Raw genomic sequence first — 15,143 nt, 5'->3', positions numbered from 1 at the left:
GATGAGCACCTACGGCAACTTCAGCGCCCCCATAGGCTCCCGCCGCGCCCCCGCCCTGCGGACCGTCGGCACGAGGGAACGCCGCTCACACCTCACCGCACCCCGTGTGCCGACAGTGGGCATCGACATCGGCGGCACCAAGGTCATGGCGGGTGTCGTCGACGCCGACGGCAACATCCTGGAGAAGGTCCGCACCGAGACCCCGGACAAGTCCAAGAGCCCCAAGGTCGTCGAGGACACCATCGTCGAACTGGTCCTGGACCTGTCCGACCGCCACGACGTCCACGCGGTCGGCATCGGCGCGGCGGGCTGGGTCGACGCCGACCGCAACCGCGTCCTGTTCGCACCTCACCTGTCCTGGCGCAACGAACCGCTGCGCGACCGCATCGCCGGCCGTCTCGCGGTCCCCGTCCTGGTGGACAACGACGCGAACACCGCCGCCTGGGCCGAGTGGCGCTTCGGCGCGGGCCGCGGCGAGGACCACCTCGTCATGATCACGCTCGGCACCGGCATCGGCGGCGCGATCCTGGAGGACGGCCAGGTCAAGCGCGGCAAGTACGGCGTCGCCGGCGAGTTCGGCCACATGCAGGTCGTCCCCGGCGGCCACCGCTGCCCGTGCGGCAACCGCGGCTGCTGGGAGCAGTACAGCTCCGGGAACGCGCTGGTCAGGGAGGCCAGGGAGCTGGCGGCCGCCGACTCCCCGGTGGCGTACGGGATCATCGAGCACGTCAAGGGCAACATCGGCGACATCACCGGCCCGATGATCACCGAGCTGGCCCGCGAGGGCGACGCGATGTGCATCGAACTGCTCCAGGACATCGGCCAGTGGCTCGGCGTCGGCATCGCCAACCTCGCCGCCGCCCTGGACCCGTCCTGCTTCGTCATCGGCGGCGGCGTCAGCGCGGCCGACGACCTGCTGATCGGCCCCGCGCGGGACGCCTTCAAGCGCCAGCTCACCGGCCGCGGCTACCGCCCCGAGGCCCGCATCGCGCGCGCCCAGCTGGGCCCCGAGGCCGGCATGGTCGGCGCCGCCGACCTCGCCCGCCTGGTCGCCCGCCGCTTCCGGCGCGCCAACCGGCGGCGCGTGGAGCGGCACGAGCGCTACGAACGGTACGTGGAGGCCCGCCGCACGTCCCGGGACACCGCATGACGGCCTCCCTGCCCCGCCAGGCCTCGGCGCCGCCCGGCGAGCCGGAGCGGCCCACCGAGGACCGCCGCCACATGATCCGCCGCAGGGCGATCACGCTCCTCATCATCGGCCTGCTCATCGGCGTCCCGGCCGGCTATCTGGTGATCTCCGCCAACCAGAGCCGTGACAGCGGCAAGGACAAGGAGGCGAAGTATTCCGCGACGGGCCTCACGCCCGACTGGCCGTCCAAGGTCCAGCGCCGCCTCTACCAGGTTCCCGTCCCGCACCCCGCGGACCTGGTCGCCTCCTACGAGACCAACAACTGGAGGACCAGCCGCCTCTACGTCCAGTTCCGGACGACCGACGCCGGTCTGGCCGCCTTCCTCACCGCCATGGGCGTCAGCCGCGCCGACCTGAAGAAGGGCGACGTCTCCATCAGCGAGCGCGACCAGAAGGTCAGCGGCTGGAAGTTCGACGGCCCGCGCTCCTGGTGGGGCCTGACCCACCCCCAGAAGGACCCGGCGCCCACCCAGGACGTCATGGTCAACCTGACCGTCCCGAACGCCCCGAAGGTGTACGTCGTCTCGCGAACGGTTCCCTGACCCGACCGGCCCGGCGAGCGGCCCAGGCCGGGCGCCGGAGCCGATTGTCAGACCCCGCCCGTAGAGTCGAAGACGACTGATCCGACACGCGGGACGGGAGGTGACAGGACGTATGAGCTACACGGCCACGGTGGCCGAGCGCAGCGGCGAGCAGCAGGAGGCGGCTGTCCCCGTCCGGCTCGCCGCCGTCTTCCTGCCCGCGCCCCTGCCCCGAGAGGGCCGCATCGCGTTCTGGGACCCGGAGGGCGCGCCCCTGCCGACCGAGGGACCCGACGCCGCGTCGACCGAGTTCACCGAGCTCACCGTCGTACGACCGCACGGAGCCGGCGTCCGACGCCGGACCGCCCCCGCCCTCTCGCTCCCGGTCGCCGAGGCACTGCCCCTGCTGGTCCGGGCCCGGCGCGATCCCGCCGCCCATCCCGCCACCGCCTGCTGGGGCGCGGCCGCCCTGCACGCCCTGCGGCTCACCGCCCGCGGGCGCCTGCTGCCCGGACTCACCGCCACCGGCCACGACGCCTGGCGGGCCGGCCCCCTGGACCCCGACGACATCGCCCACCTCCGCGCGGTCGCGGCCGCCCTGCCCCACGAGGGTCACGCGGTCCCGCTGCCCGGCGCCGGCCCGCTCCGGCTGCCGGAACCGGAAGCCCTGATGCGCTCCTTCCTGGACGCGGTCGCCGACACCCTGCCCCGCACCCCCGCAGCCGCCCACGCTTCCGGCAAGCCCTTCGCCGCCCGCGCCCCGCAGCGGCTGCCGCACGCCCAGGACTGGGCCGCCGAAGTCGCCGCCGGCATGGACGCGGGCGTGCGGATCTCACTCCGCCTGGACCTGTCGGCGTACAACCTGTTCAACGCCGACGCCGACGGTGTGCGCAGCGCGGGCGCCGCGATCGTCCAGGTGCACAGCCTCGCCGACCCGACCCTGGTGACGGACGCGGCGGCCCTGTGGGCGGGTGACGCCGACGCCGTCTTCGGGCCACGCGCCCGCGTGGACGCGGCCCTCGCGGTGCGGCGCGCCGCGAGGGTCTGGCAGCCCCTGGACCGGCTCTCCGAGCAGGACGTGCCCGACGTACTGGCCCTGTCCGACGAGGAGTTGGGCGACCTGCTCGGCGTGGCGGCGACGCGGCTCGCGACTGCCGGGGTGGCGGTCCACTGGCCGCGGGACCTGGCGCAGGACCTCACCGCGGCGGCGGTCGTACGACCCGCGCCGGGCTCGGCCACCGACGGCACCGGCTTCTTCGAGAGTGAGGAACTCCTGCAGTTCCGCTGGCAGTTGGCGCTCGGCGGCGACCCGCTCAGCGAGGCTGAGATGGACGCGCTGGCCGAGGCCCACCGTCCCGTCGTACGCCTCAGGGACCAGTGGGTCCTGGTCGACCCCGCCCTCGTCCGCAAGGCCCGCAAACGCGAACTGGGCCTGCTCGACCCCGTCGACGCGCTTTCCGTGGCGCTGACCGGCAGCGCGGAGGTCGACGGCGAGTCGGTGGAGGCGGTACCGGTCGGCGCGCTCGCCGCCCTGCGCGACCGCCTGACGACCGGAGTGCGTCCGGCGGAACCGCCCGCGGGCCTGCACGCCACGCTCCGCGACTACCAACTGCGCGGCCTGGCCTGGCTGGACCTCATGACCTCCCTGGGCCTCGGCGGCTGCCTCGCCGACGACATGGGCCTCGGCAAGACCATCACCGTCATCGCCCTGCACCTGCGCCGGGCCCGCCGCGAGCCGACCCTCGTCGTCTGCCCCGCCTCCCTGCTGGGCAACTGGCAGCGGGAGATCACCCGTTTCGCGCCCGGTGTCCCCGTCCGCCGCTTCCACGGCACGGACCGCAGCCTGGACGACCTCGACGGCGGCTTCGTCCTCACCACGTACGGCACCATGCGGGCGGCGGCGGTGAGGCTTGCCGAGCAGCGCTGGGGCATGGTCGTCGCGGACGAGGCCCAGCACGTGAAGAACCCCTACTCGGCGACCGCCAAGGCCCTGCGCACCATCCCGTCGCCCGCACGCGTGGCCCTGACCGGCACCCCGGTCGAGAACAACCTCTCGGAGCTCTGGGCCCTGCTCGACTGGACCACCCCCGGACTCCTCGGCCCGCTGAAGTCCTTCCGCGCCCGGCACGCGCGCGCGGTGGAGAACGGCGAGGACGAGGAGGCGGTGACCAGGCTGGCGCGGCTGGTGCGGCCCTTCCTCCTGCGCCGCAAGAAGTCCGACCCGGGCATCGTCCCCGAGCTGCCGCCCAAGACGGAGACGGACCATCCGGTCCCGCTCACCCGCGAGCAGGCCTCGCTGTACGAGGCGGTGGTACGCGAGTCGCTGCTGGCGATCGAGACGGCGCAGGGCATCGCGCGCAGGGGCCTGGTGCTGAAGTTGCTGGGCGCGCTGAAGCAGATCTGCGACCACCCCGCGCTGTATCTGAAGGAGGAGGTCCCGCCCACGGCCGGCGAGCGCCTGGTCGCCCGCTCCGGCAAACTGGCCCTGCTGGACGAGCTGTTGGACACCCTCCTGGCGGAGGACGGCTCGGCCCTCGTCTTCACCCAGTACGTGGGAATGGCCCGCCTGATCACCGCCCACCTCGCCGCCCGCGCGGTCCCGGTGGACCTGCTGCACGGCGGGACGCCGGTGCCGGAGCGTGAGCGCATGGTGGACCGCTTCCAGAGCGGCGCGATCCCGGTGCTCGTTCTGTCGTTGAAGGCGGCGGGCACCGGACTCAACCTCACCCGCGCGGGTCATGTCGTCCACTTCGACCGCTGGTGGAACCCGGCCGTCGAGGAACAGGCCACCGACCGCGCCTACCGCATCGGCCAGACCCAGCCCGTCCAGGTCCACCGCCTCATCACCGAGGGCACCGTGGAGGACCGCATCGCCGAGATGCTCGAAGCCAAGCGCGCCCTCGCCGACGCGATCCTCGGCTCCGGCGAGTCCGCCCTCACCGAACTCACCGACCGCGAACTGACCGACCTGGTCTCCCTCCGGAGGCCGTCATGACCCCGGGCCCCGCCGACGAGGCCCGCCGCGCCCTGCGGGCGGCACGGGAGCGGGCGGGCCGGGAGACGCAGGGGGACGCGGACGGAGAGCCGGGCGGGGAGCCGGTCACGGGGGTGAGCAGCGGGGAAGCGCCGGGGGGCGAATCCGTGGCGTCGGGTGCGGGGGGCTGCGCGGGCGAGGGGGGTGGGGGTTCGGCGGTGTGGGAGGCCGGAGGCTCTGGGGCGTCTGATGCCGGGAGCTGCGCGGGGGAGGAGAGCGGTAACGCGGTGGCGCAGGGGATGGGTCACGACGCGGCGTCGGGTGCGGGGGGCTGCGCGGGCGAGGGCGGTGGGGGCCGGGCGGTGTGGGAGGCCGGGGGCTCTGCGGCGTCGGATGCCGGGAGCTGCGCGGGGGAGGAGAGCGGTAACGCGGTGGCGCACGGGATGGGTCACGACGCGGCGCAGGGTACGGAGAGCTGCGCGGACGGGGGGAGCGGGAGCTCTTCGGCGTCGGGTGCGGGGAGCTTCGCGGGCGACGGGGGTGGTGGTTCGGCGGCGCAGGGGACGGGCCCCGACGCGGCGCGGGATTCGGAGAGCCGCGCGGCCGGGAGGAGCGGGGGCTCTGCGGTGCAGGGTGCGGGAGAAGGCGTGGTGCACGGTGAGGAGCGCCTTGCCGTCGCGGGGGGTGGCAGTCTCGCGGGGCAGGAGGGAAAGCCTGCAGCGCAGGGCGCTGTAAGCCTTGCGGTCGCGGGGGTGCACCGTTCCGCGGCTGAGGGTGCGGCTCACCAAGTCAGGTCAGACGCCGATGAGTCCGGTACCGCCGGCGGGGAGGACAGGGAGGGCACGGCGCCCGAGAAGGCCGTGAACCGTCCCGCCCCGGCCGAGCCCCGGCCGGGTGACGCGGCCCGCGCGGCCCTGCGGGAAGCCGTCGCGGCGCGGCGTGCCGCACTCGCGGACGGTGACACGGGCCGGTCCGGCACGGGCGCGGGGGATGCTAACGCCGGCTCCGTCGCGCCCACGCGGTCCCGCGCTCCACAACCCGAAGCGGCGACGGGGGACGCGGCCGGTGCCACCGGTCGGTCCGACGAGGACGCCGCCCCCACGGTGCCCACCTCCGTCGAGCGCACGCGCCAGGAAACGGATCGCGTCACCGAGGCAGCTCCGCCCGGTGCGGATGCCCCCGATGCCCCACCCATGGGCCGTCCCGGCGCACGCCCCGCGGATGCCGCCCGTGAAGCGCTCCATGCGGCACGCAGGAGGCGCGCGGACGCCGAGGCAGCGGAAGCGGACGGCGCCCTCTCGCGCCGGTCGCGCAGGACCACCCCGACCGCCTCCCCGAACCGGGACCGTACGTCGCCGAGTTCCGCCGCCGGCGTCCGGGCGCGTGACGTACGGGAGTTGCTGGCCGACGCCTTCCGGATGCCCGACGACGTGGCCCTGCCGGGGGAGGAGTACGAGGACAGGGATGAGGGCAACTGCCTTACGCAGCAAGGCAGTTCCTCTCAGGGAACCCCCGTGTCTGAAGGCGGCACCCTGAACACCGGCACCGCCGACCGCGTCGACACCGCCGCACCGACCCCCGCCGCCGAAACCCCCACGCCCACCGGCACCAGCGACTCCGTCCCGTCCGGCGAAGCCCCCGCGGCAACCGCCCCCGACGGGCATTCGCTCCCCCCGACGGCCGCCCCCGCCCCGTCCACCCCCCGCCGTCCCCACTCCATGGCCGCCCCCAACCGGGACAACGACCTGCGTCGTACCTTCCCCGCCTTCCCTCCCCACGCTTCCGAGGACGCCCGGTTCGCGGCCACCTGGTGGGGCAACGCCTGGGTCGACGCGCTCGAGGAGGGCGCACTGGACGCCAAGCGGCTTGCGCGGGGCCGTGGTTACGCCGAGCAGGGGCATGTGGACGCGATCACCGTGACGCCTGGGCTGGTGCTCGCCTACGTGCAGGGGAGCCGTGCCCGGCCGTACCGCGTGCAGGTGCGGTTGCGAACGCTGGGGGACGCCGACTGGGACCGGTTCCTGGACCTCGCGGCCGACCGGACCGGACACATCGCCGCACTGCTCGACAAGGTGATGCCCGAGGCACTGGCCGAGTGCGGAGTGCCCCTGCTTCCCGGTCCCGGCGATCTCGAACCGCAGTGCAGCTGCCCGGACCGAGGCCACCCCTGCAAACACGCCGCCGCCCTGTGCTATCAGACGGCACGCCTGCTCGACGCCGACCCCTTCGTCCTGCTTCTGCTGCGCGGCCAGGGCGAACGCGAGCTGCTCGACGCCCTGTCCCGCCTCAGCGCCGCCCGCGCGGCCCGTGCCGCCCAGGAACAGGAGCCGGCGCCGCTGCCGGGCGTACGGGCGAGCGAAGCCCTCGCGCCGCGCCGACTCCCGCCGCTTCCGGCCCCCTTGCCCGTCCCTGCGCACCCCGAGCAGCCCCCGGCGTACCCCGCCTCCCCGGGCGGCCCCGACCCCTTCGCCCTGGACCAGCTGGCCACCGACGCGGCCGCCCGCGCCCACGCCCTGCTCGCCACCGGACGCGACCCGGTGGGCGAACTCACTCTCTGGCAGGACGCGGTCCGGCTCGCCGCCGCCCGCCCCGGTTCCGGTCTCACCGCCGGCACCCGCGCCCTCTACGCCTCGCTCGCCGCGGCCACCGACCGCACCGCGGCCGACCTGGCCCGCGCGGTCGCCGCCTGGAGACAGGGCGGGCTCGAGGGGCTCGCCGTCCTCGAAGAACCCTGGGACCCACCGGCCGGCCGCTTCGACCGCGCCCGCCCCCTCCTCCTCGCCGCCGACCTCCCCGCCTTCCGGCCCTGGCGCAACCACCTCACCCACCCCCGCGGCCATATCCAACTCCGCCTCGGCCGCGACGGCCTGTGGTACGCCTACGAGTCCGAACCGGGCCACGACGACTGGTGGCCCCGCGGCACCCCCGACCTGGACCCGGTCGGCGCCCTGACGGGCCTGGGCGCACCGACCGACCTCTGACCCGACCGACCCCGACCCCACCCAGGCCGCGCCGTGAAGGCCGTGTGAGAGTTCGCCGGTGATGTTCGGGAGCCAGGTGTGAGGAGTAGGGGCCAAGGGTCCGAACCGTAAGAAAAGGCGGTTAGCGTGGGGGCCGTGAGTGAGACGAAGACCCCCGCCCTCCAGTACCGCTTCGACGGCCCGGAAGACGCCCCGGTGCTCATCCTGGGGCCGTCGCTCGGCACCACGTGGCACATGTGGGACCGCCAGGTCCCCGAACTGGTCAAGCAGTGGCGCGTCTTCCGGTTCGACCTGCCGGGACACGGCGGCGCGCCCGCCTACCCGGCCGGTTCGGTCGGCGACCTCACCGACCGGCTGCTCGCCACGCTGGACCGGTTCGGGGTGCAGCGCTTCGGCTACGCGGGCTGTGCGCTCGGCGGCGCGGTCGGCATGGAGCTGGCGCTGCGCCACCCGGAGCGGCTCGCCTCGCTCGCGCTGATCGCCGCCTCGCCCCGCTTCGGCACGGCCGACGAGTTCCGTCAGCGCGGGGTGATCGTACGGACGAACGGACTCGATCCCATCGCCCGCACCTCGCCCGACCGCTGGTTCACCTCGGGCTTCGCCGCCGCCCAGCCCGCGATCACCGAGTGGGCCGTGCAGATGGTGCGCACCACGGACCCCGGCTGCTACATCGCGGCCTGCGAGGCGCTCGCCTCGTTCGATGTGCGGCCCGACCTGGCGAGCGTCGGGGTGCCGACGCTGGTCCTCGTCGGCTCCGACGACCAGGTCACCGGCCCGGCCGAGGCCCGCACCCTGGTCGCGGGCATCCCGGACGCCCGGCTCGCCGTCGTGCCCGGCGCCTCCCACCTGGTGCCCGTCGAGCAGCCGGCCGCCGTCACCGACCTGCTCGTCAGACACTTCTCCACCGCCTGGCAGCCCGCCTTCGACTCCAGCACCGGCCAGACCGCGATCCCCGCCGCCCCGGTCACGCCGGTCCTCATGTCCGCGCCGCCGCACCCCGTGCCGATCGCCGAGATCGCCCCGGCCGCGGCGGACCCCCAGACGGCGGGCCGTGCCGACCCGTACGACGCCGGCATCAAGGTGCGCCGCGAGGTGCTCGGCGACGCGCACGTCGACCGGACGCTGGCGCAGGCCGACGATTTCTCCGGCGACTTCCAGGAGCTCATCACCCGCTACGCCTGGGGCGAGATCTGGGACCGGCCAGGGCTCGACCGCCGTTCCCGCAGCGTCGCCACCCTGACCGCGCTCGTGGCGGGCGGGCACCTGGACGAGCTCGCCGTCCACACCAGGGCCGCCCTGCGCAACGGCCTCACCCCCTCCGAGATCAAGGAAGTGCTGCTCCAGGCGGCCGTCTACTGCGGTGTCCCGGCGGCCAACAGCGCGTTCAAGGTGGCCCAGCAGGTCATCCGCGAGGAGACCACCCCCACCGAGTGACCCGGGCGTTTCGCCGAGAGGCAGGATGGATCCATGAAGCTCACGAAGATGTCGCACGCCTGTGTCCGTCTGGAGAAGGACGGACAGACGCTCGTCCTCGACCCCGGGACGTTCAGCGAGGAGGACGCCGCCCTCGGCGCCGACGCGATCCTCGTCACACACGAACACCTCGACCATTTCAACGAGGAGCGGCTGCGGACGGCCCTGGACGCCAACCCGGCCGCCGAGATCTGGACCCTGAGGTCGGTCGCCGAGAAGATCTCGGCCGCCTTCCCCGGCCGCGTGCACACCGTCGGCCACGGCGACACCTTCACCGCCGCCGGCTTCGACGTCCAGGTCCACGGCGAACTGCACGCCGTGATCCACCCGGACATCCCGCGCATCACCAACGTCGGCTACCTCGTCGACGGCGGCAAGGTCTTCCACCCCGGCGACGCCCTCACCGTCCCCGACCACGCCGTCGAGACGCTGATGCTGCCCGTCATGGCCCCCTGGAGCAAGATCTCCGAGGTCATCGACTACGTCCGTGAGCTCAAGCCGCAGCGCGCCTACGACATCCACGACGCCCTCCTCACGGACCTCGCCCGTCCGATCTACGACAACCAGATCGGCGCCCTCGGCGGCGCGGAGCACCTGCGGCTGAAGCCGGGGGAGAGCACGGCTCTCTGAGTGTCAGTGCCGCCCGGTAGGTTGTGAGCCATGCGCATCGCGACCTGGAACGTCAACTCGATCACCGCCCGGCTCCCGAGGCTGCTGGCCTGGCTGGGGAGCACCGGCACCGATGTGCTGTGCCTCCAGGAGGCCAAGCTCGCCGAGGAGCAGTTCCCGTTCGACCAGCTGCGCGAGGCGGGCTACGAGGCGGCGGTCCACGCGACGGGCCGGTGGAACGGCGTGGCGGTGATCTCCCGGGCAGGCCTCGAGGACGTCGTCAAGGGCCTGCCCGGCGACCCCGGCTACGACGGCGCCACGGAGCCCCGCGCCATCTCCGCGACGTGCGGGCCGGTCCGCGTCTGGTCGGTCTACGTGCCGAACGGCCGCGAGGTCGACCACCCGCACTACGTCTACAAGCTCCAGTGGTTCGAGGCCCTCAAGGCCGCCGTCGCCGGAGACGCGGCGGGCAGCCGCCCCTTCGCGGTCCTGGGCGACTACAACGTCGCGCCGACGGACGACGACGTCTACGACGTGGCCGCATTCGAGGGCCTCACCCACGTCACCCCGGCCGAGCGCGCCGCCCTCGCCTCCCTGCGCGAGGCGGGCCTGTCGGACGTGGTCCCGAGGCCCCTCAAGTACGACCACCCGTTCACGTACTGGGACTACCGCCAGCTCTGCTTCCCCAAGAACCGCGGCATGCGCATCGACCTGGTGTACGGCAATGAGCCCTTCGCGAAGGCGGTCACCGACGCGTACGTCGACCGTGAGGAGCGCAAGGGCAAGGGCGCGTCCGACCATGCGCCGGTGATCGTCGACCTGGACGTCTGACCCGGCCCGGTCCTCACCGTGGTGTCCGGTCCACCGACTCCGCGAGCGCGGGGAGCCTGCCGTGCCCGCCATCAGGACGCGAGCGCGTTCCCGCGACCGTCGAGGCGCACGTCCAGCCGGGCGGCCCGCATGTCGTCGGGAGTGCCCGCCCGCCGGTCCGACCCAGTGAGCCCGCCGCCCGCACGGAGAGGGTGCGGCCCGGCGTCCGGTCCACGCCGTGAGGTCCTGTGCCGACAGCGCGGTGCTCGAGCCGTCGAGGCCCCCGGCGCAGGAGCTCCGACCAGGATGCGGCCGTACCCGCCCCCTAGGGTGCCCGCGGGCCCGAACCGGTGCGAGTGCCGCGAACGGACCGAGGACCACCGCACGCCTTGCGACACACAAGTGCACACACGGCTCCCCTGCTCACGCGGGACGAATGACGCATCACGCAGCCAACGAGACATCGGCGGCACGTCGACGCACCATGCGCGCAGCCGAGCGGAAACCACAGCCCGCGCGCCTGTGGTGCACGCGGCCGGGTGAGTGACACGCTGGGGGTATGAAGATCCCTTTTCTGGGCGGCTGGAGTGAGAAACCGGGGACCCGTGATCCCGAGGGAATCGCCGAACTCCTCTCCGAGTGCGAACTCCTGCGCTCCCACGCCTCCCGTTCGGGTGTCCAACTGGACGACACGGCCGCCTCGTTGGAGGCGCTCGACCAGCTGGTGCCGGGTTGGCGGGACGACGAGGAGGTCCTGCTCTGGCTCGGCAACGACGCGGGGCTCTACCTGGGTACGGTCATCGTACGGACCGTCCCCGGGGCGGCCTGGGATCTGCGCTCGGACGGCCAGCCGGTGATCCGGCTGGAATCCGGCCGCGAGTTCGACGTCGTGGCCTCCGGTCACGAGTGGGCCGCGAGCGGGGTGCCCGAGCTGTCGCAGCTCTACGCAGAGGTCGCCGAGGAGTGAATCCATGGCCGTAAGTGCGGCGTAAATACGGCTAATGACCGGAAGGTGCGTGTCGTTCCTCAAGGGCGATCTTGCCTCGATAAGTTGCGGCAACCACGACACAGCTGAGAGTGAGTAGGGCTGGGTATGGCCGTCGTCGATCCGTTGATCGAACTGCGTGACGTCAACAAGTACTACGGGGAGCTGCATGTCCTGCAGGACATCAACCTCACTGTCGGCAAGGGGGAGGTGGTCGTGGTCATCGGCCCTTCGGGGTCGGGCAAGTCCACGCTCTGCAGGACGATCAACCGCCTGGAGACCATCAAGTCCGGTTCCATCACGCTCGACGGCAAGCCGCTGCCCGAGGAGGGCAGGGCCCTCGCGAAGCTCCGTGCCGAGGTCGGCATGGTCTTCCAGTCCTTCAACCTGTTCGCCCACAAGACGGTCCTGCAGAACGTCTCGCTGGCCCAGGTCAAGGTCCGCGGACGCAAGAAGGACCAGGCCGACCAGCGCTCCCGCCAACTCCTCGACCGCGTGGGCCTCGCCGACCAGGCCGACAAGTACCCGGCCCAGCTCTCCGGCGGTCAGCAGCAGCGCGTGGCCATCGCCCGTGCCCTCGCCATGGAGCCCAAGGCCCTGCTCTTCGACGAGCCCACCTCCGCCCTCGACCCGGAGATGATCAACGAGGTCCTGGAGGTCATGCGCCAACTGGCTCAGGAGGGCATGACCATGGTCGTCGTCACCCACGAGATGGGCTTCGCCCGCTCGGCCGCCAACCGCGTGGTGTTCATGGCCGACGGCCGTATCGTCGAGGACCGCGCCCCCGACGACTTCTTCACCAACCCGGACAGCGAGCGCGCCAGGGACTTCCTCTCCAAGATCCTCAAGCACTGAGAGGGGCGAAGGCCATGTCATCGAGCCTCGACTACGATGGTCCGCTCACCCCCACGGTGACGGCGGCCGAGCCTCCGACGACGCTGCCGGGTGGAGGTCCCCCCACGGCCTGTCAACCGTAGGGGGCAGCAGTCACAGAGCCATACCCGCCCGGCGCCGGCCGGAGATCACTGCTCGCGCAGCGGAATCGACACGTACGACGGGTCGTTCGCCGGCGAGGAGAAGGTCAGCTGGGCGCCGGACGGGTTGTGCTCGATGTAGAGCGGGTCGACGGTGTCGACCACCAGGGCCAGACGGTGCCCTGCTGGGACGTCGTAGGCCGTGGAGAACAGCTCCAGGTCGACGTCGAACGGCTTCCCGGGTGTCCGCCCGTGGAAGGTGTACGGCGCGTTGGAGACCAGCTTGCCGAGGCCGAGCGGCCCCACGTCGTACAGGTAGGCGACGAGGGTGCCGCTCTCCTTGGTGGGGGTCAACGTGGTGTGCAACTTCGCGGTACCGCGCACCTGTTGGGCGCTCGCGTACTTCTCCGACTGCCATACGGCGGCCCAGCGGCGGGGGAGCAGGGGGATCGAGGCGACCGGGGGAGCCTGGGCGATCTGGTCGAGGATGCTGGACAGGAAGACGATCCCGCCGTCCGCGCCCGAGTCGACGTTGGTGTGGATCGTGGTGGTGCCCGAGAGGGCGATCTTCTTCCGCGTGGCGCCGACGGACTTCCAGTCCGGGTAGCCCTCGTAGCCGCCCGTGGAACGGGACTTGAGCCGGACCGGCTCCTCGCGGTCGATCCCGTTGTCCTCGCCCTTGAGGTAGTGGTCGAACCAGCGCCCGGTGTCGGTCCACACGTCGTTGGGCAGGCCGAACAGGCCGGTCAGCTCGGCCGTGGCGTGGTCACCGGGGCGCAGCTCCAGTCTCTTCGGGCCGGTCAGCTTCTCGTAGAAGTCCGCGTACTGGTTGGGCGCGAAGACCGTGTCGCCCCACGCGTTGGCCATCATGACCGCCGCGCCGTTCTGGTTCAGTTGGTCCACGTATGTGGCGGCCGAACGTTTGTTCCCCCAGTCGATCATCTCCTGTTCCTTCGACAGGTTCGACGCGTAGAAGTTGTCGAAGATCTGCCGGATCTCGGGACTCTGACGGCCGGTGACCAGGCTCGCCCCGTCCAGCAGGGCCGCGGCCTGGACGTGCTGGGTGCGGCCGGAGTAGATCGAGTCGATCAGGTCGGCCCAGCCGCTGAGGGCGGCGACGGCCTTGATGCGCTTGTCGTGCGCGGCGGCGAGGAGGCTGATGCCGGCGCCGTACGAGACACCCGCCATGCCGATGTGCCCGGCGTCCGCAGGGGTGTTGGCGAGCGCCCAGTCGATGACCTTGGAGGCGTCGGCGGTGTCGGGAGGGCCCGCCACTTCTATCTCCCCGCCCGACTGCCAGAAGCCGCGGACGTTGTAAGTAACCACGATGTAACCGGAGTTGGCGAGCTTCTGGGCCTGGGCGAGGTACTCGACCTGGGGCAGGCCCCAGCTCGTGGGCAGGACGAGCAGCGGGTAGCGCCGTGAACCGTCGGCTCCCGCGGGCGTGACGACGTTCGCCTTCAGGACCGTGCCGCCGTCACCGACGATGTCGACGAAGCGGACGGCGTCCGCCGCCTGGGCGGTGGGGGCGAGTCCGAGGGCGCTACCGGCGATCAGGGTCGCGGAGACGGCGCCCACGGTGGTCGTACGCAGGGCCTTGCGAGGGTGTCCCACGGGTCACTCCCTACTCGTGTCAATGCAAAGTGACCAGACGGTAACCTCGACGCTTTACCGGAGGTAACCCGTCGGTAAGTTACGTGGGAGTAACGATTGTTGTGGTGTGAATCAATTCAGGAGGCGCGGTGTGAGTTACGTGCAGCCGTGGTTGCCGGCAGCGGAGCCTGGGCCGCGCGGGTCACGTCCGCGACCAGTTCGGCGACATCGGGGCCGTAGGCGTGCGAGTTGACCACCTTGAGCAGGAGGACGAAGGAATTGTCGCGGTACTTGCGGGTCAACCGCTCGTGGTTGCGCGCCAGGTAGCGGGTCGCGGCCTGGTTGGTGATGGCCGTCTGGCCGCAGAACAGGAAGACGGGCCGGCTCTGACCGGGCTGTCCGGCGGTGAGGCGGGCGAGCAGGACGTACTCGGACACCCCCTTCTCCAGGAGGAAGCGCTCGCTGCCGATCTGGTACGTCATGCGGACCGGGCCGGGCTCCGACGAGTCGACCTGCACCAGCACCCCGGGCAGCATGGCGGCGATGTGCGCCATCATGCGCCGGTTCGACGTGGGGCCGCCGACGCAGAACTCCGTGCGCTCCCCGAAGCCCTGGCGTGCCGCGTCCTGGGTGATCACCTCGGCGTGCGCGCCGCAGTCCTTGATGAGGGCGGAGAGTTCCAGCAGCGCGAACACGTCGTAACGGTGCACCGCGAGATCGGAGCTGCCGGCGTCCCTGTTGACCACCAGCAGCGACTCGGAGTTGTTCGGCAGCCCGAAGAACGCCTGCTTGCGGCGGAGTTTCCGCCTCCACAGATATGTCCGGGCGAGCCAGCCGAGCGCGGCGCTGATGCCCGCCGCCACCACGCCCAGGACGATGTTGCGCACGTCGTCTGTCATGTGCGCGCATGCTAGCGGGCCGACACGACTCCTACGTACCGGTGTTCGAAGTGTGGCATTCGTATGACACCTGACCCGAAGAGGGCTGTCGGGGCTCCCGCGATGTGGTTACGCTGCGCGGACGGTCCTGGACTG

General features: G+C 72.4%; 11 protein-coding genes. 9 read left to right on the top strand and 2 right to left on the bottom strand.

From position 1 onward, the window contains the following. The first annotated feature begins 1 nt into the window (after position 1). The 9 genes from ABZT06_RS27805 (at position 2) to ABZT06_RS27765 (ending at position 12,397) form a co-directional block, all read left to right on the top strand. On the top strand, positions 2–1,150 hold the full coding sequence (locus ABZT06_RS27805) for an ROK family glucokinase (RefSeq protein ID WP_123763956.1): 1,149 nt from the start codon (positions 2–4) through the stop codon (positions 1,148–1,150). Further along, positions 1,147–1,731 carry a sugar kinase gene (locus ABZT06_RS27800; RefSeq protein WP_355746409.1) on the top strand — a complete coding sequence of 195 codons (585 nt, stop codon included), beginning with the start codon at positions 1,147–1,149 and terminating at the stop codon, positions 1,729–1,731. Before ABZT06_RS27805 ends, ABZT06_RS27800 begins: the two co-directional genes overlap by 4 nt. Before the next feature lie 112 nt (positions 1,732–1,843). Continuing rightward, positions 1,844–4,705: an SNF2-related protein gene (locus ABZT06_RS27795; RefSeq protein ID WP_355746406.1), complete on the top strand. Its 2,862-nt coding sequence runs from the start codon at positions 1,844–1,846 to the stop codon at positions 4,703–4,705. Between the two features lie 839 nt (positions 4,706–5,544). Further along, on the top strand, positions 5,545–7,665 hold the full coding sequence (locus ABZT06_RS27790; protein ID WP_355746404.1) for an SWIM zinc finger family protein: 2,121 nt from the start codon (positions 5,545–5,547) through the stop codon (positions 7,663–7,665). Positions 7,666–7,800: 135 nt separating this feature from the next. Next, the gene (pcaC, locus tag ABZT06_RS27785) at positions 7,801–9,099 is read left to right on the top strand and encodes a 4-carboxymuconolactone decarboxylase (protein WP_355746402.1); all 1,299 of its coding nucleotides are present in this window, start codon (positions 7,801–7,803) and stop codon (positions 9,097–9,099) included. A gap of 33 nt (positions 9,100–9,132) precedes the next feature. Next, entirely contained in the window at positions 9,133–9,768 is a 636-nt protein-coding gene (locus ABZT06_RS27780; protein WP_355746400.1) for an MBL fold metallo-hydrolase, read from the top strand. Positions 9,769–9,798: 30 nt separating this feature from the next. Next, positions 9,799–10,578, top strand: a complete 780-nt coding sequence (locus tag ABZT06_RS27775) for an exodeoxyribonuclease III (protein WP_355746397.1) — start codon at positions 9,799–9,801, stop codon at positions 10,576–10,578. 538 nt (positions 10,579–11,116) lie between these two features. Next, positions 11,117–11,524 carry a DUF6278 family protein gene (locus ABZT06_RS27770; RefSeq protein ID WP_355746394.1) on the top strand — a complete coding sequence of 136 codons (408 nt, stop codon included), beginning with the start codon at positions 11,117–11,119 and terminating at the stop codon, positions 11,522–11,524. 126 nt (positions 11,525–11,650) lie between these two features. After that, complete coding sequence (locus ABZT06_RS27765) at positions 11,651–12,397, top strand: amino acid ABC transporter ATP-binding protein (RefSeq protein WP_355746391.1); 747 nt, start codon at positions 11,651–11,653, stop codon at positions 12,395–12,397. Between the two features lie 167 nt (positions 12,398–12,564). Here the strand turns inward: ABZT06_RS27765 and ABZT06_RS27760 are convergent, their stop codons facing one another. Both ABZT06_RS27760 and ABZT06_RS27755 read right to left on the bottom strand, forming a co-directional pair. Then, positions 12,565–14,130: a CocE/NonD family hydrolase gene (locus ABZT06_RS27760; RefSeq protein WP_355746389.1), complete on the bottom strand. Its 1,566-nt coding sequence runs from the start codon at positions 14,128–14,130 to the stop codon at positions 12,565–12,567. A gap of 116 nt (positions 14,131–14,246) precedes the next feature. Continuing rightward, positions 14,247–15,008: a hypothetical protein gene (locus ABZT06_RS27755; RefSeq protein ID WP_355746386.1), complete on the bottom strand. Its 762-nt coding sequence runs from the start codon at positions 15,006–15,008 to the stop codon at positions 14,247–14,249. Positions 15,009–15,143: the final 135 nt, after the last annotated feature.

The sequence above is a fragment of the Streptomyces sp. NPDC005483 genome (assembly GCF_040606035.1).
Classification (GTDB): domain Bacteria; phylum Actinomycetota; class Actinomycetes; order Streptomycetales; family Streptomycetaceae; genus Streptomyces.
The sequence above is the reverse complement of the archived record's forward strand: the minus strand, read 5'-3'. Positions and strand labels throughout refer to the sequence as shown.